Genomic DNA, 20,583 nt, shown 5'->3' on the forward strand with positions numbered 1-20,583 from the left:
TCATTCCTGGCAAGATGTGGGAATGCTCGAGCACCTGCCCGCGCGCCGGACGCGAATCCGGGTGTCGTCGACCTACGTTCTCGCCGGACTACTGGTGGCGGGAATCGTCTGGCAGGCCCAGCTGGCCTCGGCGATCGACGCGCGGCTGCGCCTCCAGACCGCGCTGACGATGTTCGTCGGAGTCTTCGTGCAGGCCATTCCCTTCCTCGTGCTCGGTGTGGTGGTCAGCGGCGTCATCGCCGCGTTCGTCTCGCCCGCGCTGCTGCGGAAGGTGTTGCCGCGCAACGAGACCGCCGCGATCGGTGTCGGCGGGCTCGCGGGCCTGGCGCTGCCCGGCTGCGAGTGCGGCGTCGTCCCGGTGGCGCGCAGGCTGATCGATCAGGGCGCGCCGAGTTCGGTCGCGCTGGCCTTTCTGCTGTCGGCGCCCGCGATCAACCCGGTGGTATTGATCGCCACCGCGGTCGCGTTTCCCGGCGAACCGGGGATGGTGGCGGCGCGGTTCGCGGGCTCGCTGGCCACCGCCCTCGTGATGGGGCTGCTGTGGTCGCGGTTCGGCAGCCCCACCTGGATGCTGCCGCGCGGCGGGCCGGACCACTGCGTGACCGGACGCACCCGAGCCGAGGTCTTCGCCGAGGCGGCGCGACACGATCTGCTCCAGGCCGGAGCCTTCCTCGTGCTGGGCGCGGCGACCGCGGCGGCGCTGCACGTCCTTGTTCCGCCGCGGTGGTTCGAACACCTGGCGACCCAGATGCTGCTGGCCATCGTGGTGCTCGCGGTACTGGCGGTGGTGCTCGCGCTGTGCTCGGAGGCCGACGCGTTCGTCGCGGCGAGCATGTCGACACTGCCGTTGTTGCCGCGGTTGGTATTCCTGGTCGTCGGACCCGCGGTGGACGTCAAGCTGTTCGCGATGCAGGCGGGCGCGTTCGGGCGGCGGTTCGCGCTGTGGTTCGCGCCGTCGACCTTCGCGGTCGCGATCGTCTGCGCGACGGTGGCGGGTTACGTCTTCCTCGGGGGTGCGCGATGAGGCGGGAAACGCAGAACCTGCTGTTGCTGCTGATCGGAATCGCCGTGCTGCGCACCACCTTCGACGGCACCTACCTGCGCTACGTGAAGCCGGGACTCTTCCCGTTCCTGCTGATCAGCGGGATCGGCATCGTCGCGCTCGGCACCGCGGCCATCATCGGCGACCTGTACCGTGGGCGCGCGGCGCACGAGCACGGACACGGACGTGTCCAGTGGCTGCTGCTCGCGCCGGTCGCCACGCTGCTGCTCGTCGCTCCGCCCGCGCTCGGGGCGGGCGCCGCCGTGACGAGTTCGGCGATCCGTCCGCCGGATCCTGTTGTGGCGCAACCGGAATTGGTCGCCTACGCGCCGCTGCCCGACGAACCCGCGCCTTTCCTGTCGATCAGCGAGGTGGTGAACCGCGCGACGCTCGACTCCCTACGGTCGCTGGACGGCCGGGAGATCACCGTCAGCGGTTTCGTGCTGCGCCGCATGCGCGGCTACGGCATCGACCTGGCGCGCGTGGTGATCACCTGCTGTGTGGCCGACGCCCGCTACATCCGGCTGCACCTGTCCGGCATCGAGGAACCGCTCGACGAGGACACCTGGCTCGAGGTTCGCGGCGTGGTGGAACCGGACAGCGCGCGCCGCGACCGCGACTCGACCCCGACGCTCGTCGTCCGCGAGTACCACCGCGTCGAACGGCCCGATCACTCCTACGAGCGGGGGCGCTGACTCACGCGGATTCTTCGACCGCGCGATAGCGGCGGACGACGACCCCCGCGGGACGGACCGACCGGCCCGCCACGGTGAGCCCCGGGTGCACGAGTCCGTCGACGGTGCGGTCGGCGGACGGGTCGGCGGTGGCGGTGACGTCGGCGGCCTCCATGGTGAGCGAATCGAAGGCGTCGTCGGGGCGCGGCGTGACGATCGCCGCCCCGCGACCGGTGAGCAGCCGCTCGATGCGCGCGCCGATGGCCTCGAACGCCGCCCGCTCCCTTGGCGATTCGGCGGTGGCCGCGCACGCGGCGGTGTCGTTGTGCAGGGCGAACAGCTCGACGACCAGCGGCAGATCGGCGCCCGCGCGGTCCTGGCGGGCGCGGGCCTTGGCCTCGTCGGCGAGGCGCTCGATGGTGGCGGCCTGGCGGGCGACGACCCGGGACAGGTCCTCGACGCGTTCGACGAGTTGGGCGAGCGATTCCGCGACTGGTTCCGTCATGCTCGCACCATAGCCGGGACACGCATCGATTGTTTTGGGCGTCAGCCGGATTCGCCCATCGGTCGCTGCGCCACTGTCGGCGGTGACTGATACCATCGCCTGCCATGGGGGTCTACGGCATCGACCTGGGCACAACGAACTCGGCGATCGCGCGGATCGACGCCGACGGTCGGCCCGAAGTAATGATCGGCATGAACGGGGAACCGACGGTTCCCTCCGTCGTGCTGTTCGCGTCCGCGTTCGATCATCTGGTGGGCGAGGGCGCCAGGCGGCAGGCCCGGTTGGATCCCGAGCACGTGTGCTCGCTGGTGAAACGCCGGATGGGCGACGCGGAGTGGCGTTTCGCCGCGCACGGCGAGACCTGGTCGGCGCCCGCCGTTTCGGCGCTGATCCTCAAGAGTCTGGCCGCCGACGCGGAATTCGGCGGCGGCGAGCCGGTGCGCCGTGCCGTGATCACCGTGCCCGCGTACTTCGGCGACGAGGAGCGGCGCGCCACCATTCAAGCGGGCACCTACGCGGGCTTCGACGTCGCGGGCGTGCTCTCCGAGCCGATAGCCGCCGCGTTCTCCTACGGGTTCGGCAGGCTCGACGGCGGCGTAGACATCGGCAAGACCGGTGCGCGCGAGACCGTGCTCGTCTACGACCTCGGCGGCGGCACCTTCGATGCCACCGTCATCGAGCTGGCCGATCGCCGCATCTCGGTGCTGGCGGTGGAAGGCGATCATCAGCTCGGCGGCGCGGACTGGGACGAGCGGATCGCCCTGTATCTGTCCCAGCAGTTCTGCGCGGCCAATCCCGATGCCGAGGACCCGCTGGACGATTCGGCCGGTTCGCAGGCGCTGGTGCTGGCCGCCGAGCGCGCCAAGCGCGAGCTCAGCGACCAGGAGAGCACGGAGGTCGTCGTCGCGCACGACGGCGCCCGCGCCGTCATCACGCTGACCAGGGACGAGCTCGAGTCGATGACGGCCTCGCTGATGCGCCGCACGCTCGATCTCACCAAGGACTGTCTGGCCGCCGCGGGCAAGCGCGGCGTGGCATCGGTCGACCGGCTGCTGCTGGTCGGCGGCTCCTCCCGGATGCCGATGGTCGCCAGGGAACTGGAGAAGGAACTCGGCCTGATCGGCGAACTGCGCGACCCCGATCTGTCGGTGGCGCGCGGCGCGGCGCTCTACGGCGAGAAGCTCGAGATGGAACGGTTGATCGTGGCCGACCTCGTGACCCGCGGTCGGCTGCGCGACGGCTCCGGACTGAACGAGGCGGCGCCCGCTGACCTGGAACAGTCGATCGCGCGGGTCGCGGAATCGTTCGGTCAGCCGGTCAGCCTGGTGCGGCGGATGCTGGAGATCCAGGTCGACACGGTGGTCTCGCGCGGATTCGGTGTGCTCGCGCTGGATTCGCACTACGGGCTGGCGGCCGCCTGGCTGGTGCACCGCAATCAGACGCTGCCGGTTCGGGTGCGTCGGTCGTTCGGCACCGTGCGCGAGGACCAGGATCAGATCGAGCTGACGATCGTGGAACAGCAGGGACAGGCCGCCTCGATGCGTCCCGAGGACACCAAAGTGCTTGTGGAAGGCCGGATTCGCGGTATACCCCCGGGCTATCCGGCGGGCAGCGAGGTGCGCGTCACCTTCGAGATGGGATTCGACGGCGTGCTGCACGTGACCGCGCATCACGTCGACGCCGATATGCCGTTGACGTTGTCGGCGCAGACGGGAGCCACCTTGTCCCAGGCCGATGTCGCGCGTGAGCTCGACCAGGTGCAGCGCTCCCGCCGCCGCGACAGCTGAGCCGCCATGCACGCCTTCGACCCCAACGACTACCGCAAGCGGGTGCTCGCCGCGGTCGAGCGCCGCGGCGGCATCGACCAGTCGGACCCGTTCGAGCTCTACGACATTCCGCTCGACGAGGCCGAGAGCCTCAGCGACGCCGAGGTTTCCGCGCGGGTGCGCGAGGTGTGGGGTTTCTGGCAGCGCCAGCGCGACCATCCGAAGTACCGGGTGCTCGTCGGGTTGCTGGTGGAAAACCACGACCAACTGTCCTATCTGCTGCTCGACGGGTCCGCGCGGCGGGCCGAAGCGATCCGGATCCGGCACGAGCGCGAACAGCGCGACGCCGAACGCTACGAGATGCTGGACACCGCGATCTCCCGGCTGGTGCAGCGCCACGGCGGGGTGCCCGCCGCGAAAGTGCCCGGGCTGGAGGAGATCGGAACGATGGGCGGGCTGTCCGCCGCCGAGGTCGCCACCCGTTTGCGTCGTCACTGGATCATCGAGGACGTGCCGCAGCCCGCCGCGCCCACGGGCACGCTCACCGACCAACGACGCCAACAGATTCGCGGGCTGCTCGCCGAATGGGGGCGGCTGGTGGACGGTCCGCCCGCGCCGACGCTGCTCGGACTGCTCGGGCTGGATCCCAGCCGCGCCACCCACACCGGCGAGATCCGGCTGCGCGCCGACGCGTTGCGCGCTCGGTCGCGCGAACTGCCGCCCGGTCGGATGCGCGTGGTGCTCGACGAACTGCTCGTTCACGTGCAGGACCTGCTGGAGCCAGGTGGGTCCGTGGTGGACGAGTACGTCGCCTCGATCGTCGAGGACGTCACCGCGGAGCTGCGGCCCAAGGTGCGGGCCGCCGTGCTCGTCGAGGACGAGCTGGTGGGGGAGGACTACGAGTTCCTGCTCGACGAGGCGATCGCGCTCGGCATGGACCCGCACGCCGCGGGTCGGCTGCTCGAAGACTTGGCCGTCGAATTGGGTTCGCGCGCCGTCGGATCCGCGCGTCCGACGCCCGCCCCTTCCCCATCGAGCACGGGACGACCGGCGGCGCCCGCTCCGCCGCGGCGGCAGTGGGAGGAACCGCTCAAGGCGGCGCGGGCGGCGTTGCGCGGCGGCCGTCCACAGGAGGCCGCGCGCCACATCGCCGAGGCCAGGGGCCTCGATCCGCACAACGAGGGCACCACACCGATCCGCTCGGTCTCCGACGACGTCGAACGAGTGCTCGCCGAGGCGGCCAGGCACTGGCGCGTCGCTCTCGCGGCCCGCGCGGCCACCCGCTACGTGGAGGCGCTCGAACACCTCCGGCAGCTGCGACGCGTCGCCGCCGACGTGCCGCCGCCCACCGGATCCGCCGCGAGTCTGGACGAACTGCTCACCGAGGCGGAGCGAGCCGTCGCCACGGCCGACCACTTGGTCGCCGCCGCGGCCGCGGGACCGTCTGCCGAACGCTCCCGCACGCTGCGCGCTGCCCAAGCCGCCTGCGTCGACCATCCCGGCGCGAGCGAGGCGCTGGCCGCCACCCCCGTTCCCGCCCCCGGCCGCGTGACGGCGACCCGCATGGCGAACGGTTCCGTGCAGATCGTTTGGTCGCCCGCGCCTGCCGACGACGTGGCCTACCGCGTCACCCGGCTCCAGCCGGACGGCTCCTGGCGAGTGATCGGACGAACCCGAGGCACCGAACTCGAAGACGGCGGCGCTCCGCCCGGCGAAGTTCCGGTGTACGCCGTCGCCGCCGCCGCGTCGGGGACCTACTCCGAAGCCACACGCTCGGACGCCGGGCCTGAGCCACAGCGGCTACCGACCGCCGCGACGGACGTGCACGGACAAGCCGCTCGGCCGACAGCTGAGCCCGCCTCGCTGGATGGGCACGGTCGAGCCGCCGACGCGGGTCCTGCCGCGCAACAGGGCACGACGATGGTGCCGGGCGCGCGTGCCGACGCCGAACACGCGGCCCAGCCCGATTCGGTGGACCGTTCCGGCTCGGCCGAGTCGGCCGGTTCCGCGTCGGATATGCCGCCGGGCTCGGTGGTTCAGCAGTGCTCGATGGGCCGTCCGGCCCCGGTAAGTGGGTACGGCCGAACTGCCAACGGGGATCCGGCGGCTCGGACCGGCGCGATCGAGCACGACCCGAGCCACACTCCCGGTCCGGGGGCGGAGCCCGATTCGTCCGGCCGGCGTGCCCATGCAGTGCCGGGCGCGGCGGTCGATCGGTCCGGCTCGGCGACACAGGCCGAACCCGCCGTTCGGCAGGATGTCGGCGGTCCACCCGGCTCGGTGATCGAGGCCGGGGCGGCAACCGATTCCGGCAGTGCTTCTCGGCCGGGTCCGACTGCCGACCAGGTGTCGTCACCGGATTCGGCTCAGCACGGTCCGGTCGCGCAGTCCGCGGGAAGCGGTGCGTCCGCCGAGTTTCCGGCGGGGGCTGCGACCGGTCCGGGCGTCGAACCGGCCGTGCCGCTCGTGTCGGACGATCCCATGCCGAGCGGCATTCCGGTGGTCACCGGTTTGGCCGAGCGTGCTGGTCTGTTGACCTTCGTGTGGCCGACGGGGATCACCGAGGTGATGGTGGTGGCGCGCCCCGAACGTCCACCCCTCGCACCGGACGAGCCGGAAGCACGCGCGTGGAAGGTCACCAACACGCGGTACGAGATCGACGGCGGCGTCCGCGTCCCGCCCGACCTGCCGCGCCCCTGCCACATCGCCGTGGCATCGTGCCGCCGCGAGCCCAACGGCAAGCTCACCGTGGCAGCGGGGTTCGCGCCGGGCGCCCGGATCCACTGGACGCACGCATAGACCAGTCGCCGGGCTCGGCGCCGAAGCGATGCCGGTGCCGCCATGGATCGCGACCGGCGACTGGACAGCTCGCGGCACAGTCGGTGCCAGTCGCTCGGCGGGAACTCGCGTCGAAGTGCTCCGCGCACGCACCGACATAGGAACGGCAAGGCGTCGCGGGCCTGCCGCGGAATGCCGCGCGCGTCCCTCGCGTTCCGATCGGGGATGAATCGTGTTGGCGGAGGCGGGCGGCGGGTTGTTGCCTCGGATGTGACAAGGTGGGTGTGGTGATACCCAAGTTGATGGCGGTGAGCGACGTACACGTCGGGCATCAGGGGAATCGGCCGATCGTGGAGCAGATCCAGCCGGACTCGCCGGAGGACTGGCTGATCGTCGCCGGTGACGTGGGGGAGAAGACCGACGACATCCGCTGGGCGCTGGAGCTGCTGCGCCAGCGTTTCGCCAAGGTGATCTGGGTGCCTGGCAACCACGAGCTGTGGACCACGGCGAAGGATCCCGTGCAGATGCACGGCGTCGCCCGCTACGAGTACCTGGTGTCGATCTGCCGCGACCTGGACGTCGTCACGCCCGAGGACCCATTTCCGGTGTGGCGCGGCTCGGGCGCCGAGGCGCACGGCGGCGCGGTGACGCTCGCCCCGATGTTCCTGCTCTACGACTACTCGTTCCTCCCCGAGGGCACGAAAACCAAGGCCGAGGGCCTGGCGATCGCCCGCGAGCGCAATGTGGTCGCCACCGACGAGTTCCTGCTCTCGCCCGAGCCGTATCTGACCAGGGACGCCTGGTGTCACGCGCGGGTGCAGGTCACCAAGCGCAAGCTGGACGCCCTCCCGCCGGAGACGCCGCTGGTGCTGATCAACCACTTCCCGCTGGTCCGCCAGCCCACCGACGTCCTGTTCTACCCGGAGTTCGCGCTGTGGTGCGGCACCGATCTGACCGCCGACTGGCACACCAGCTACAACGTGGTGTGCTCGGTGTACGGGCACCTGCACATTCCGCGCACCTCCTACTACGACGGCGTCCGCTTCGAGGAGGTCTCGCTCGGTTACCCGCGCGAATGGCAGCGCCGCGGCCTGCCGGACAAGCTGTTGCGGCAGATCCTGCCCGCCCCGGAGTATCCGCCCGGCACGCTGAACAAGTGGGGCGGCCACTTCAAGGTCACCCCCGAGATGGAGGCGGCCGCGGCCGAGATGCGCAGCCGCGCCCAAAAGCGGCGCGGAGTCTGATCAGGCCTACGCCTCGACTAGGCTCGGAACCGATGATCGAGAACATTCTGCCCAATGGCGTCGCCTCGGCCGAGCTGTTGGCGTACCCGGAGGATCTGAAGCCGCATCCGGCCGAAGAGCATCTCATCGCGCAGTCGGTGGAGAAGCGGCGTCGCGATTTCATCGGCGCCCGCCACTGCGCGCGGGTGTGTTTGGAGGAGCTCGGTGAGCCGCCGGTCGCGATCGGCAAGGGCGAGCGGGGTATGCCGGTGTTCCCGCGCGGCATCACGGGCAGTCTTACGCACTGCGACGGCTACCGCGCCGCGGCACTCGCGCACAAGATGCGCTTCCGCTCGATCGGGATCGACGCCGAGCCGCACGGCGCGCTGCCGGACGGCGTGCTCGACTCGGTGAGCCTGCCCGCCGAGCGGGACTGGTTGCGCGACACCGATTCTCGCCTGCACCTGGATCGGCTGTTGTTCTGCGCCAAGGAGGCCACCTACAAGGCGTGGTTCCCGCTGACCACCCGCTGGCTGGGTTTCGAGGAGGCGCACATCACCTTCACCGTCGAGGAGAACGCCGACGGCACCGGTTCGGGCACCTTCCACAGCAAGCTGCTGGTGCCGGGCCAGACCAACGACGGCGGGCTGCCGCTCACCGCGTTCGACGGACGCTGGCTGATCACCGACGGGCTGATCCTGACCGCGATCGCGCACGGCTGATGACCGAACCGACCACCCAGGCGCAGCGACCCGACGTACTCGGCGGCCTGTTGATCGTCGACAAGGACGGCGGCTGGACCAGCCACGACGTGGTGGCCAAGTGCCGGAAATTGTTGCGCACCAAAAAGGTCGGGCACGCGGGCACCCTCGATCCGATGGCGACCGGGGTGCTCGTGCTCGGCGTCGAACGGGCCACCAAGCTGCTCGGTCTGCTGACGCTCACCACGAAGGCCTACACCGCCACCATCCGGCTCGGCCAGTCCACCACCACCGACGACGCCGAGGGCGAGATCCTGACGACCGTCCCCGCGCTGCACCTCATCGACGCCGACATCACCGCGCGAATCGCGGAACTGACCGGCGACATCGAGCAGGTGCCCGCCACCGTCAGCGCCATCAAGGTCAACGGCGAACGCGCCTACGCCCGCCACCGCGCGGGCGAGGAAGTGCGCCTCACCGCCCGACCGGTGACCGTGTCGCGCTTCGATGTGCTTGCCCGGCGCGATATTTCGGACGGCTTCGTCGATCTCGACGTCGTGGTGGAGTGTTCCTCCGGGACCTACGTGCGGGCGCTGGCCCGCGACCTCGGCGCGGCGCTGGGCGTCGGCGGTCACCTGACCGCGTTGCGCCGCACCAGGGTCGGCCCCTTCACGCTGGAACACGCGCGAACGCTGGATCGGCTCGCCGAGGATCCCACGCTGAATCTCGGCATCGACGCGGCGGTCCGAATCGCCTTCCCGCACCGGACGATCGATGACCGCGAGGCCGAATCCCTTCGTGACGGACGGTGGTTGGACCCGATCGGCATCGCGGGCGTGCACGCCGCGCTGACCGCCGACGGCACCGCCATCGCGCTGCTCGAGGAGAAGGGCAAGCGCTCCTCGCCGGTCTTCGTCATCCGCGCCCGCGGACTCGTGGACTGACGTCGCTCCGGCCGCCGTCGTTCGCCTCGCGGCCGCCGAGCTCGTCCAGCTTCCGGATGTTGACGCGGGTCTACCCTGACTCTACTATTGCTTGTAGTAGGCGCACATCGAGAGATCCATCGGGTGAAGATCCTTGTGCGGCAAGGGATTATGTCCCGTCGAGGGGGAAGCCATGGCGAAACTGTTGAAGATCCTGGCGATGACGATGGGCGTCGCGTGTGTCGCGATCGGCTTCTTTCACTTGGCGCTCGGCATCGACTCGGTGCCCGACATGGGTTCCTCCGGCGTCACCGCCGACAGCCAGAGTCGCTTCTTCGGCGCCATCTTCGTCGGGTACGGCGCGGCGTGGATCTGGACCGCGCGCCGCACGCCGATTCCGGCGGTGGCGGTGCGGTGGCTGGCGGGCATCTTCCTGCTCGGCGCGGTCGGGCGGGTGCTGTCCGTCGCCGTGTACGGATGGCCGCACTGGTTCCAGATCGTGCTCACCGTCATCGAATTCGTCTTCCCGCCCGTGTATTTCTGGCTGGCCGATGCCGACGAGAAGCGGGTAGCGGGTGAGCGGGTAGCCGTTTCCTAGCGGCGCAGGCCGACAACGCGATTCGGGCCGAACCGTACAGTGGTCGTGGGTTCGCCGTCCGAAATCGTCGGCGGCCGTGGGAAGGCAGTGGGCATGAGTGAACATTCGGTCGACACGTTCGAGCTGTGGGACCGCGACGGTGACGGACTCGTCTCCGTCCAGGACATCACCGACGGAATCCGCGCGCTCGGGCTCGAAATCGACACCGACGCGGTCGAGCGCCTGGTCGCCGCGGCCGATACCAACGGCGACTTCTTGGTCTCCAAGGCCGAATTCGACGCGGCACTGGTGACCGGACGCCTCGAGGTGACCGACGCCGACGCCGCGTTCCGCGTCTTCGACACCAACGGCGACGGGCGGATCTCGGTCGAGGAACTCGAATCCCTCATCCGCCACGTCGGCGCGGGACTCATCGACGTCCCCGCGGCCGACCTGCTCGCCGCCGCCGACCGAGACGCGGACGGCTATCTCTCCCCGGCCGAATTCCGAGCTCTGCTGGACGAACTCGCGCGCTGAGCCCGAAGGGGACCGATCAGCCGTCGAGCAGTGCCCTGGCCAGTCCAGCCGCCTCGGCGGCCAACCCCGGTGGATTCGTGGCGATGAACATCGAGTCGGCCGCGAGATTGCCCAGGACGTGCCAGCTCGGATCCGGTGCGCCGCCGACCACTAGGCGACGGGAGCCGGGTTCGGCGCGCAGACCGCCCGCCGGATGTGTTTCGGCCGCGCCCGCCGCGAGCAACGCGCTGATCAGCGATTGGGATTCCGGGGGCGTGGTGTACGCGGGCGGGTTGACCGCGTTGAACACGGTGTCCGCGGCCCAGCTCCGCCCGTCGTGCACGGTGAAGCCGCCGCCGGAGCGCGCCTCGATCTTGGTGAGACCCGCGCGCAACCGCAGTTGACCGGAATCCAGCAGCCGCAGCACGATACGCGCGTTGTGCGGGACCATCGGCGAGCTCAGGCTGTTGATCGTGCGGAAATGCCCGGTGCGCAGCATCTCTCGGTCATCGTCCGCCAGCAGCGGCCAGACGGTCGGGCCGACGGTGCGGATGACCATGGCCAGCAGGCGTCGCCCGAGGTGCGGTGCGTCGACGGCGTCGAGGTGGCGGCGCAGCAGGGCGATCGGATCCCCGTCGTCGGTGATCTCGGCGGCCAAGGTGTCGAAATCCTGTCCCAGGGAGTCGAGTTCGGCGCGCATGAGCGAAATGAGCTGGGCGAAGCGGAGTTCACCGTGCCCGGCCTGCTCGCGCACCGCCGCGGGCGTCAGGTGTACCGGCTCCAGCCGGACCGGACGCTGCTGGACGAAGGGGAGCCGACCGCTGCGCGAGAGCAAGCTGATCGGTCCGGTGTGTCCGTTGGCGGCCAGTGCGACGGCGATGTCCACGGCGGTCAGTCCGCTGCCGATCACGGCGACGTGCCGGTCGGCGGGGAGCTCGGCAAGGGTGCGGGCGAGCGGGTAGGGCTCGTTCACGTATCCGGGTGCGCCGGTGAGCCCGTAGTGGTCGCGCGGACCGCCGCCGCCGACCGCCAAGACGGCACGGTCGACCGGGACACGGTCGCCGTCCGCGGTGTGCAGCACGGTCTGGAGACCTGCCGTATTCGGCACGGTTCGAGGGATGCGGTCACCGCTCGCGGTGTGCGGCAAGGTTTGTGGAATGCGATCGCCGCTCGCGGTGTGCGGCACGGCCCGTTCGTCGCGGGTGAATCCGGTGACAGCCGATCGCACGACACGAACCGGGCAGCCGGCACGATCCAGCCGCGCGATCGCGTCGCGCGCGGTGTCCTCGAGATATTCGCCGTAGACCGCGCGGGGGACGAGCGGCTGACCCAGCCCTTCGTCGAGGTAGCCCGCGACATCGCGTCCCGCCAGCCAGCGCTGGTAGTGCCCCGGATCGCCCGCCCGCACCGACATGATTGGCGGCGGCGCGTTCACGCGAACCGCGTCGAGATCCGGTTGGTACGGACGACCCCGCCACGGCACGGGCGCGCTGTCGAACACGGTGACACCACTCGGTTTGTCGTCGGCCGCGGCGAGCGCGTCGAGCAGCGCGAGGGCGGCCGCGCCAGCTCCGATGATTCCGATGTGCATGGGGCTCCTTCGATTTCGTGATCGGGACACCCAGCGTCGCGGGGTTGGGCGGTGCGAACCATCCCGCGATCGAGGGGTTCGCGGCGCCCGGCCGGAATTTCACCGACCTGCTCGACGCTAACCCCTCATATGCGGGATGGCGGACACGCGACGGACAGCGGACGATGACACCCATGACCGGCACACCCGCCCTCGACGCGCTGCTCGCGAGCATCACCGCCGCGCCCGACGCGCACGCGCTGTTCGCCGACACCTCGGCTCGCCTGCGGCGGATCACGCCGTTCGACGCCGCCGTGTGGGTGGCGACCGATCCGGTCAACGGGCTCACCACGGCCCCCGTCCGGGTGGAGAACCTGCACGAGGGCGGCTGCGGAACCTATTGGGAATCGGAGCTTTTCGCCGAGCACGTGAATCTGTTCCGGGATCTGGCGGTGGCGAAGGTCCCGGTCGCCGGGCTGCGCGAGGTGACGGGCGACCGGCCGGCACTGAGCGCGCTGTACCGCGGTTTCATGCGTCCGCGCGGTTTCGACGACGAGCTGCGCGCGGTGTTCCGGGTGGACGGCCAGCCGTGGGGACAGCTGAGTCTGTTCCGCGAGCGCGGACGGCCGCCGTTCGGCGCCGCGGACATCGCCTTGGTCCGAGCGCTCTGCACGCCGATGGCGCAGCGGCTGCGTGCCTTCGCGCTCCCGGCCGTGACGCCACCGTCCGCCGCCACCGCCCCCGGCCTGCTGCTGTTCGGCGCGGGCGGCGAACTGCTCTCGCTCAACGACGAAGCCCGCGACCTGCTCGCCGAGATGCCGCCCGGTCCCGCCGCGCCGACGCCGCTGGGCATCGATCTGCCGCTGCCGATCTGGATCCTCAACACGGCGGGCCGCGCCCGGCTCACCGGCGCTGCCTCGCGGATCCGGGTTCGCACAACCGCAGGGCGCTGGCTGGTGTGCCACGCGACCTGCCTGCGCGACGCCGAAGGGCGAACCCGCACAACGGCTCTCGTGATCGAACCCGCGAAGCCCGCGGAAGTGGCCGAACTGATCGTCGCCGCCTACGAGCTCACGCCGAGGGAACTGGAGGTGACCGAACTCGTCGCTCGCGGCCTGCCGACCGCCGACATCGCCGCCCGCCTCTTCCTCTCCCCGCACACCGTGCGCGACCACCTGAAGTCGATCTTCGACAAGGTCGGCGTCACCAGCCGCGGCGAACTGGTCGCCAAACTCTTCACCGAACATCGCGAACCCCTTGCCGCCCCCACCACCGTGCGAGTCCTCGACGCGGCGAGCTAGCGGCCTGCCCACACGTCCACGCGGGGCTGCTACTCGGCCCGGCGAGCAAACAGACCCGCCGGGCATCGTCGGCGCGGTCCGCGCCATCGTCTGACTGCTCGGCGCCCTGGGCAGGTTGGCCCGCTCGGCATCACTGGCGCGCGGCCGCCGCTTTTCGGCCGGCTGCTCGGCGCGGTGGGCTGTTGGCCTGCTCGACTTCGTCGGCGCGGTCCGCCGCACCACCGACTGTCTGCTCGGCGCGGAGCTGGTCCCTGCTCTGCGGAAGCGATGTCCCTCCCGCACGGCACGGTCCGGTCACGGCTTCGACACGCGGGAGCAACACCCCCGTACACCCGGGTTGACCTGCGTTAACGATGTTTCCCTTCGGTCGATACTTGGGTAACAGTTGCTCGATTCGGAGGCTTGGCGATGCGTGCGGTGGGAATCGTCGGGGTGGTGTGCGCGGTGGTCGCGCTCATGGCGGGGTGCGCCGGGGAGGCCGAGGAAGTGGAGCGCCCGCGGGCGAGCGCCACCGTCGGCGCGACCACCGTCGACGGCACACCGGAGATCGCCGAGGAGCCCGCCGCCACCAGGGCACCGCAGCCGCGACCCGCGCCCCCTGCGCCCGCTCCGGCGCCGCAACCGCCCGCTTCACCGGTGCTCGGCACCGCGATCATCGAGACGGTGACCCTCGGCGGCGTCGCGGTGCCCGACGTCCCGGTCAGCGTGTGGCAGATGCGGCCGTGCGATATGGCTCAGCTCGATATTCCCTTGGGCGCCAGCGAGATCGCGCGCTGGGATGCGGTGACCGGTGCCGACGGGCGCGCGGTGTTCGTGGTTCCGGTCGGCTGCTTCCGATTCCGGATGGATCCGCCGCCCGGCACCGATCCGGTGCCCGAGGGCATGCACACGCTGTTCGTGACGGCGGCCGGTCAGGTCGTGACCGGTCAGCTGCGCTTCAACGATCCGGCCCCCGCGGCCTGCGCCGCCGAGACCATCGTCGGCGAGCTGGACGACGCGGGCGATCTGACCGCCGAGGGGGCGACGGTCACCGAATGCGACGGCTCCTGGGCGGTGATCGTCTGGGACGTCCCCGGCGACAGCCAGCGCATCGTCCACCGCACAGCCGACGGTTGGCGCACCTACGTCGCGTTCCCGCACGACGTCTGCTGGTCCACGGCCGCCGCCGACGGCGTTCCCGGCCGATTCGAGTCCTACTTCCAGCCCTGCTGACCGTCTCGGAACACTCGTCGAGGCGTCGAACCGGATCTCAGGTCGTGAGCCAGATGGCTTCCGCGGCGGGGCGGCCGAGGTCGGTGGTGGCTTCGCCGTCGCCGATGCGGATGGCGATGGTGCCCGCGAAATCGCGGCGTTCGACGACGGCGATGGCGGTGTCCAGCGCGATGCCGACGGAATCGAAGTAGCGCAGCATGTCCGGGTCGGAATCGGAGATGCGGGCGACGCGCCCGGCCTGGCCCGCCTCGAAATCGCTGAGCTGGCGCGCGGGCGGTGTCGGTACCGCGCCGTCCACCGACGGGATGGGGTCGCCGTGCGGGTCGCGGTCCGGGTAGCCGAGCTTGGCGTCGATGCGGGCCATGAGCAGTTCGGAGACCGCGTGCTCTAGCACCTCGGCCTCGTCGTGCACCTCGTCCCAGCCGTAGCCGAGCTCGTTGACCAGGAACGTCTCGATCAGCCGGTGCCTGCGCACCATGGCGACCGCGGCGCGGCGACCGTGCTCGGTGAGGGTGATCGATCCGTACCGCGCGTGCTCGACCAAGCCTTGGTCGGCGAGTTTGCGGACGGCTTCGGAGACGGTGGAGGCCGAGACGCCGATCCGCTCCGCGAGCAGCTTCGTCGAGACCTTCTCCTGCGACCACTCCTGTGCGGTCCAGATGACCTTCAGGTAGTCCTGGGCGACCGAGGTCAGCTCCGGCGCCAGAGTCGCGGTGCTGCCGTGCGGTTCGCCCGGCGCGGAGCTGTCGGTCAGCTCGCGGCGGGTGGCGATGTCTCGTTTACCGGGCACATATCCGAGCTTATGCACATCCGACGCGATTCACACAGTCGGACACCGGGATGCGGCGAACTCGTTCGCCACTCGTGTTCCGCCGGTCGCGGACCGGCCATCCCGCTGCCACTTCGCGCGTGGATCCGCAGGTCGCGGGCCGCTCGTCGGCGCGGTTCGACGGCGGGGAGCGCGGACGAAATTCAGCGGAAGCTCGTGCCGACTGGGCCCTGCGTACGAGGAGAGTCCGAGACCCTCGCTTCGGAGGCGCAGCGAGCGCTCGAGGTCGTAGCGTGGACTGTGGTCTTCATCGAAAACCCCTGTCGCTCGGGGTCCTTGGGCGTGGCGGAGGTGCGCCGAGAACCGTTCGATCGCAGGCCGCGCGCGAAAGTCTCGAGCGAATCGGACCCCGGCCCGGTGGACGGCGGGCAAGCGTTCTGTGACATCTGGTACGCCCGAATACTGTTCGGACCTCGACTTGCGTAGGCTGCGAACGTGCAGAGATGGCGATCGCTCGACGAGGTGCCCGCGGACTGGGGACGGTGCGTACTCACGATCGGTGTGTTCGACGGAGTGCACCGCGGCCACGCGCAGTTGATCAGCCGCGCCGTGAAGTCCGCGGCCGCGCGCGGCGTCCCCTCGGTGTTGATGACCTTCGACCCGCACCCCATGGAGGTGGTGCGGCCCGGTTCGCACCCCGCGCAGCTGACCACCCTGACCCGGCGCGCGGAACTGGTCGAGGAACTGGGCGTCGACGTGTTCTGCGTGATGCCGTTCACCCAGGAATTCATGAAGCTCACCCCCGGCCGCTACGTGCACGACCTGCTGGTCGAGCGGCTGCACGTCACCGAGGTCGTGGTCGGCGACAACTTCACCTTCGGCAAGAAGGCGGCGGGCACCGTCGAGACCATGCGCGAACTCGGTGAGCGCTTCGGTTTCGAAGTCGACGGCGTGAAGCTGCTCGGCGAGCACGCGGTGACGTTCTCCTCCACCTACATCAGGGCCTGTGTCGACGCGGGCGACATGGCCGCGGCCGCCGAGGCGCTCGGCCGACCGCACCGCGTCGAGGGCGTGGTCGTGCACGGCGACGGCCGCGGCCGCGAACTCGGTTTCCCCACCGCCAACGTCGCCCCGCCCATGCACGCGGCGATTCCGGCCGACGGCGTCTACGCGGGCTGGTTCACGGTGCTCGGCCCCGGACCGACGATCGGCACGGTGACCCCCGGTGAGCGGGCGATGGCCGCCATCTCGGTCGGTACCAACCCCACCTTCTCCGGCCGCGCGCGCACCGTCGAGGCGTACGTCATCGACGGCGAGGCCGACCTCTACGGCCAGCACGTCGCGGTCGACTTCGTCGAGCACCTGCGCGGCATGCGCAAGTTCGACACGATGCACGACCTCATCGACGCGATGGGCCGCGACGTCGAGAACGCGCGCAAGGTGCTCACCGCCGCCGACACGGGAGCCCGGCCCGGCGCCGAGTCCTGAGCTCGTAGGCCGCCGGAACCCGATTTCAGTTGGGCACTGTGTCCTGGGTTCGGCCGGGCGCGGTGTCGGCGGCATCCTGATCCTCGGTCGGGACCGTCCAGCGGTAGATCTGACCGTCGCGCAGCTCGTAGGAGGCCGGTGGCGCACTGGTCGGATTCGCCGCGATGTGCGCGAGGACCCTGGTGCGCCCGCGGATCGTGTCGGGGCCGTCGGTCCACCGCAGATACGGGTGCAGCAGCGGGCGCAGAGCGGCATAGTCCTCGCGGGCAAGGGTGTCCAGCACATCGCGTACGGCGGGGTCCATGGCTCGATTGCAACACGTCGATCCGGCGTCCGTACCGCGATTGGGTTCGCGCGAGACGCTCCGGTAGGGTGGATCCTCGGGTTTGCTGCGGTCCGCGGTGGCGCCCGCCCCGGGTAACCGGAACCTTCGAACGCGGAACTGAGAAACAGGAGTGGATGCCACGTGGCGCTGACCACCGAGCAGAAGTCGGCGATTCTCGCCGAGTACGGCCTGCACGAGAAGGACACCGGTTCGCCGGAGGCGCAGATCGCGCTGCTGTCCAAGCGGATCGCCGACATCACCGAGCACCTGAAGAAGCACAAGCACGACCACCACACCCGCCACGGCCTGATGGCGCTGATCGGTCGTCGCAAGCGCCTCTCGAAGTACCTGCAGGACAACGACATCGAGCGTTACCGCTCGCTGATCGAGCGCCTGGGCCTGCGCAGGTGATCTCTTGCCGCGCCAACGGCGCGGCATGATTCCCGGCTTCCGTGCCCCGCGATCGAACGACCGCGGGGCGCGGACCGCGAAGCACCGGCCTCCCGCGACTTCGGGCTGAGCTCGGTGCTCGACGGCCGCGAGCGAGGCGGCGGGTCCACGCGACACGCTGCCCGCCAGAGGCGGTCGTCATATCGCCAACGGCGAGACGTACAATCTCCCCGTTGGCTATTTGTGTATGAGGGGTGGAGAGCATCCCGTCGTACGACAACATGGACAGCCGTATGCACCCGCCCGCGTGGCGTCGGTCTTCGGTAGTGGCCTCCCGGCGCGTCGCCGGCGGGCTTCGATCGATGACCGCCTCCGCGTCGCCGCGTCCAAGGGGATTCGGCCGGGTGTGCGCGTCGCAGCCAGGAGGGTTGCCGCGCGTCCGTATCCGGATACGGCTGACGACAGCCGGTTCGCGCCACCGCGCGCTCGAGCCGGCGAGACGAGAGGTTGAGAGAAGAGAATGTCCGAAACAACTGAACGCAAGTCCTCGGCCGTAGAGGTCGAGCCGGGTGTGTTCGAATCCGTCGCGCTGATCGACAACGGCTCCTTCGGCACCCGCACCGTGCGTTTCGAAACCGGTCGGCTGGCCCGCCAGGCCGCCGGTTCGGTCGTCGCCTACCTGGACGACGAGACCATGCTGCTGTCGGCGACCACCGCGAGCAAGTCGCCGAAGGATCAGTTCGACTTCTTCCCGCTGACGGTCGACGTCGAAGAGCGCATGTACGCCGCGGGCCGCATTCCCGGCTCGTTCTTCCGCCGCGAGGGCCGCCCGTCCACCGACGCGATCCTGACCTGCCGCCTGATCGACCGTCCGCTGCGTCCGTCGTTCGTCGACGGCCTGCGCAACGAGATCCAGGTCGTGGTCACCGTCATGAGCCTGGACCCGAACGACCTGTACGACGTGGTGGCGATCAACGCCGCGTCCGCGTCCACCCAGTTCGCGGGCCTGCCGTTCTCCGGCCCGGTCGGCGGCGTGCGCGTCGCGCTGATCGATGGCCAGTGGGTCGCGTTCCCGACCGTGGAGCAGCTCGAGGGCGCCGTGTTCGACATGGTGGTCGCTGGTCGCGTTGTCGAGTCCGGTGACGTCGCGATCATGATGGTCGAGGCCGAGGCCACCGACAAGGTCATCGAGCTGATCGAGGGCGGCGCGCAGGCGCCGACCGAGGCCGTTGTCGCCGAGGGCCTGGAGGCCGCCAAGCCGTTCATCGCCCGCCTGTGCCGCGCGCAGGCCGACCTCGCCGAGCTGGCCGCCAAGCCGACCGGCGAGTTCCCGCTGTTCCCGCCCTACGAGGCCGACGTGTTCGAGGCCGTGGAGGGCACCGCCAAGCGCGAGCTGAACGAGGCGCTGTCCATCGCCGACAAGCAGGAGCGCGAGGCGAAGATCGACGAGATCAAGCTCGACGTGCTCTCCCGCCTGGGCGACGACTTCGCGGGTCGCGAGAAGGAGCTGGGCGCCGCCTTCCGCTCGGTCACCAAGAAGCTGGTGCGCCAGCGCATCCTGACCGACGGCTTCCGCATCGACGGCCGCGGCCTCGCCGACATCCGCGCGCTGTCCGCGGAGGTCGCCGTGGTGCCGCGCGCGCACGGTTCGGCGCTGTTCGAGCGTGGCGAGACCCAGATCCTGGGCGTCACCACGCTGGACATGGTGAAGATGGCGCAGCAGGTCGACTCGCTCGGCCCGGAGACCTCCAAGCGCTACATGCACCACTACAACTTCCCGCCGTTCTCCACCGGTGAGACCGGTCGCGTCGGTTCGCCGAAGCGCCGCGAGATCGGCCACGGCGCGCTGGCCGAGCGGGCGCTGATCCCCGTGCTGCCCAGCCAGGAGGAGTTCCCGTACGCGATCCGTCAGGTCTCGGAGGCGTTGGGCTCCAACGGTTCCACCTCGATGGGCTCGGTCTGCGCCTCCACCCTGGCGCTGCTGAACGCCGGTGTGCCGCTGAAGGCCCCGGTCGCCGGTATCGCGATGGGTCTGGTCTCCGACACCATCACCAACGACAAGGGCGAGGACGAGGTCCGCTACGTCGCGCTGACCGACATCCTCGGCGCCGAGGACGCGTTCGGCGACATGGACTTCAAGGTCGCGGGCACCCGTGACTTCGTCACCGCGCTCCAGCTCGACACCAAGCTGGACGGCATCCCCTCGCAGGTGCTCGCCGGTGCGCTGAGCCAGGCGCACGACGCGCGCACCACGATCCTGGACGTGATGGCCGAGGCCATCGCCACCCCGGACGAGATGAGCCCGTACGCGCCGCGCGTCACCGCGATCAAGATCCCGGTCGACAAGATCGGCGAGGTGATCGGGCCCAAGGGCAAGGTCATCAACCAGATCACCGAGGACACCGGCGCCAACATCTCCATCGAGGACGACGGCACCGTGTTCGTCGGCGCGACCGACGGCCCGTCGGCGCAGGCCGCGATCGACGCGATCAACGCCATCGCCAACCCGCAGCTGCCGAAGGTCGGCGAGCGCTTCCTCGGCACGGTCGTCAAGACCACTGCCTTCGGCGCGTTCGTCTCGTTGCTGCCGGGTCGCGACGGTCTGGTGCACATCTCGAAGCTGGGCAACGGCAAGCGCGTCGCCAAGGTCGAGGACGTGGTGAACGTCGGCGACAAGCTGCGCGTGGAGATCGCCGACATCGACAACCGCGGCAAGATCTCGCTGATCCCGGTCGACGAGAGCGCCGAGGAGTCCGCCGCCACGGATGCCGTCGACGCCGAAAACGAGTAGTACTTGTCGGTGTGACGAAGAAGAAGACGGCA

Annotated in this window: 18 protein-coding genes; 14 read left to right on the forward strand and 4 right to left on the reverse strand. The window is 70.3% G+C overall.

All coding sequences use genetic code 11. The features are described 5' to 3' along the window. Window positions 1-22: 22 nt before the first annotated feature. Both NAM01S_RS09460 and NAM01S_RS09465 read left to right on the forward strand, forming a co-directional pair. The gene (locus tag NAM01S_RS09460; protein ID WP_067782438.1) at window positions 23-1,024 is read left to right on the forward strand and encodes a permease; all 1,002 of its coding nucleotides are present in this window, start codon (window positions 23-25) and stop codon (window positions 1,022-1,024) included. Continuing rightward, window positions 1,021-1,737: a TIGR03943 family putative permease subunit gene (locus NAM01S_RS09465; RefSeq protein WP_067782440.1), complete on the forward strand. Its 717-nt coding sequence runs from the start codon at window positions 1,021-1,023 to the stop codon at window positions 1,735-1,737. The genes NAM01S_RS09460 and NAM01S_RS09465 overlap by 4 nt, the downstream gene beginning before the upstream one ends. Before the next feature lies 1 nt (window position 1,738). Here NAM01S_RS09465 and NAM01S_RS09470 read toward each other — a convergent pair whose 3' ends face one another. Then, on the reverse strand, window positions 1,739-2,221 hold the full coding sequence (locus NAM01S_RS09470; RefSeq protein WP_067782442.1) for a nucleotide exchange factor GrpE: 483 nt from the start codon (window positions 2,219-2,221) through the stop codon (window positions 1,739-1,741). 104 nt (window positions 2,222-2,325) lie between these two features. Between NAM01S_RS09470 and NAM01S_RS09475 the strand changes: the two genes are divergently transcribed. From NAM01S_RS09475 to NAM01S_RS09505, 7 genes are all read left to right on the forward strand, one after another. Then, window positions 2,326-4,008: an Hsp70 family protein gene (locus NAM01S_RS09475; protein WP_067782444.1), complete on the forward strand. Its 1,683-nt coding sequence runs from the start codon at window positions 2,326-2,328 to the stop codon at window positions 4,006-4,008. A gap of 6 nt (window positions 4,009-4,014) precedes the next feature. Then, window positions 4,015-6,786: a SaeA-related protein gene (locus tag NAM01S_RS09480; protein ID WP_067782447.1), complete on the forward strand. Its 2,772-nt coding sequence runs from the start codon at window positions 4,015-4,017 to the stop codon at window positions 6,784-6,786. 266 nt (window positions 6,787-7,052) lie between these two features. After that, a complete protein-coding gene (locus NAM01S_RS09485) occupies window positions 7,053-8,009 on the forward strand; it encodes a metallophosphoesterase family protein (protein WP_157107663.1) in 957 nt (318 codons plus the stop codon). 32 nt (window positions 8,010-8,041) lie between these two features. Beyond that, window positions 8,042-8,710 (forward strand): 4'-phosphopantetheinyl transferase Npt, encoded by a 669-nt coding sequence (npt, locus tag NAM01S_RS09490; RefSeq protein ID WP_067782449.1) that lies wholly within the window; start codon window positions 8,042-8,044, stop codon window positions 8,708-8,710. Beyond that, on the forward strand, window positions 8,710-9,633 hold the full coding sequence (gene truB, locus NAM01S_RS09495; protein WP_067782452.1) for a tRNA pseudouridine(55) synthase TruB: 924 nt from the start codon (window positions 8,710-8,712) through the stop codon (window positions 9,631-9,633). Before npt ends, truB begins: the two co-directional genes overlap by 1 nt. Before the next feature lie 172 nt (window positions 9,634-9,805). Further along, entirely contained in the window at window positions 9,806-10,210 is a 405-nt protein-coding gene (locus NAM01S_RS09500) for a DUF4345 domain-containing protein (protein ID WP_067782455.1), read from the forward strand. A 93-nt stretch (window positions 10,211-10,303) separates the two neighbouring features. Further along, window positions 10,304-10,726, forward strand: a complete 423-nt coding sequence (locus NAM01S_RS09505) for an EF-hand domain-containing protein (protein WP_067782458.1) — start codon at window positions 10,304-10,306, stop codon at window positions 10,724-10,726. 16 nt (window positions 10,727-10,742) lie between these two features. On the opposite strand, the gene NAM01S_RS09510 is transcribed toward NAM01S_RS09505, so the two are convergent. Next, window positions 10,743-12,296 (reverse strand): FAD/NAD(P)-binding protein, encoded by a 1,554-nt coding sequence (locus NAM01S_RS09510; protein WP_067782461.1) that lies wholly within the window; start codon window positions 12,294-12,296, stop codon window positions 10,743-10,745. A gap of 173 nt (window positions 12,297-12,469) precedes the next feature. Between NAM01S_RS09510 and NAM01S_RS36975 the strand changes: the two genes are divergently transcribed. Both NAM01S_RS36975 and NAM01S_RS09520 read left to right on the forward strand, forming a co-directional pair. Further along, window positions 12,470-13,576, forward strand: coding sequence for a LuxR C-terminal-related transcriptional regulator (locus NAM01S_RS36975; protein ID WP_174554789.1), 1,107 nt, complete (start codon window positions 12,470-12,472; stop codon window positions 13,574-13,576). A gap of 408 nt (window positions 13,577-13,984) precedes the next feature. After that, window positions 13,985-14,788 (forward strand): hypothetical protein, encoded by an 804-nt coding sequence (locus NAM01S_RS09520; RefSeq protein ID WP_253798497.1) that lies wholly within the window; start codon window positions 13,985-13,987, stop codon window positions 14,786-14,788. 37 nt (window positions 14,789-14,825) lie between these two features. Here the strand turns inward: NAM01S_RS09520 and NAM01S_RS09525 are convergent, their stop codons facing one another. Further along, window positions 14,826-15,494: a metal-dependent transcriptional regulator gene (locus tag NAM01S_RS09525; RefSeq protein ID WP_174554793.1), complete on the reverse strand. Its 669-nt coding sequence runs from the start codon at window positions 15,492-15,494 to the stop codon at window positions 14,826-14,828. A 558-nt stretch (window positions 15,495-16,052) separates the two neighbouring features. Between NAM01S_RS09525 and NAM01S_RS09530 the strand changes: the two genes are divergently transcribed. Continuing rightward, complete coding sequence (locus NAM01S_RS09530) at window positions 16,053-17,045, forward strand: bifunctional riboflavin kinase/FAD synthetase (RefSeq protein WP_067782464.1); 993 nt, start codon at window positions 16,053-16,055, stop codon at window positions 17,043-17,045. A gap of 25 nt (window positions 17,046-17,070) precedes the next feature. On the opposite strand, the gene NAM01S_RS09535 is transcribed toward NAM01S_RS09530, so the two are convergent. Further along, window positions 17,071-17,349, reverse strand: a complete 279-nt coding sequence (locus tag NAM01S_RS09535; RefSeq protein ID WP_174554790.1) for a nuclear transport factor 2 family protein — start codon at window positions 17,347-17,349, stop codon at window positions 17,071-17,073. Between the two features lie 162 nt (window positions 17,350-17,511). On the opposite strand from NAM01S_RS09535, the gene rpsO reads away from it, so the two are divergent. Both rpsO and NAM01S_RS09545 read left to right on the forward strand, forming a co-directional pair. Further along, entirely contained in the window at window positions 17,512-17,781 is a 270-nt protein-coding gene (gene rpsO, locus NAM01S_RS09540) for a 30S ribosomal protein S15 (RefSeq protein ID WP_067782467.1), read from the forward strand. Window positions 17,782-18,280: 499 nt separating this feature from the next. Further along, complete coding sequence (locus NAM01S_RS09545; RefSeq protein WP_067782470.1) at window positions 18,281-20,551, forward strand: polyribonucleotide nucleotidyltransferase; 2,271 nt, start codon at window positions 18,281-18,283, stop codon at window positions 20,549-20,551. Window positions 20,552-20,583 lie beyond the last annotated feature (32 nt).

Source organism: Nocardia amikacinitolerans NBRC 108937 (assembly GCF_001612615.1).
GTDB classification, from domain to species: domain Bacteria; phylum Actinomycetota; class Actinomycetes; order Mycobacteriales; family Mycobacteriaceae; genus Nocardia; species Nocardia amikacinitolerans.

What these genes read in the sequence shown, in the direction of transcription:
- NAM01S_RS09520 (WP_253798497.1), top strand. Translation starts at nt 13,985, where the DNA reads ATGCGTGCGGTGGGAATCGTCGGGGTGGTGTGCGCGGTGGTCGCGCTC.
- NAM01S_RS09480 (WP_067782447.1), top strand. Translation starts at nt 4,015, where the DNA reads ATGCACGCCTTCGACCCCAACGACTACCGCAAGCGGGTGCTCGCCGCG.
- NAM01S_RS09470 (WP_067782442.1), bottom strand. Translation starts at nt 2,221, where the DNA reads ATGACGGAACCAGTCGCGGAATCGCTCGCCCAACTCGTCGAACGCGTC.
- NAM01S_RS09545 (WP_067782470.1), top strand. Translation starts at nt 18,281, where the DNA reads ATGTCCGAAACAACTGAACGCAAGTCCTCGGCCGTAGAGGTCGAGCCG.
- NAM01S_RS09535 (WP_174554790.1), bottom strand. Translation starts at nt 17,349, where the DNA reads ATGGACCCCGCCGTACGCGATGTGCTGGACACCCTTGCCCGCGAGGAC.
- NAM01S_RS09510 (WP_067782461.1), bottom strand. Translation starts at nt 12,296, where the DNA reads ATGCACATCGGAATCATCGGAGCTGGCGCGGCCGCCCTCGCGCTGCTC.
- NAM01S_RS09505 (WP_067782458.1), top strand. Translation starts at nt 10,304, where the DNA reads ATGAGTGAACATTCGGTCGACACGTTCGAGCTGTGGGACCGCGACGGT.
- NAM01S_RS09460 (WP_067782438.1), top strand. Translation starts at nt 23, where the DNA reads ATGCTCGAGCACCTGCCCGCGCGCCGGACGCGAATCCGGGTGTCGTCG.
- NAM01S_RS09465 (WP_067782440.1), top strand. Translation starts at nt 1,021, where the DNA reads ATGAGGCGGGAAACGCAGAACCTGCTGTTGCTGCTGATCGGAATCGCC.
- NAM01S_RS09475 (WP_067782444.1), top strand. Translation starts at nt 2,326, where the DNA reads ATGGGGGTCTACGGCATCGACCTGGGCACAACGAACTCGGCGATCGCG.
- NAM01S_RS36975 (WP_174554789.1), top strand. Translation starts at nt 12,470, where the DNA reads ATGACCGGCACACCCGCCCTCGACGCGCTGCTCGCGAGCATCACCGCC.
- npt (WP_067782449.1), top strand. Translation starts at nt 8,042, where the DNA reads ATGATCGAGAACATTCTGCCCAATGGCGTCGCCTCGGCCGAGCTGTTG.
- NAM01S_RS09500 (WP_067782455.1), top strand. Translation starts at nt 9,806, where the DNA reads ATGGCGAAACTGTTGAAGATCCTGGCGATGACGATGGGCGTCGCGTGT.
- truB (WP_067782452.1), top strand. Translation starts at nt 8,710, where the DNA reads ATGACCGAACCGACCACCCAGGCGCAGCGACCCGACGTACTCGGCGGC.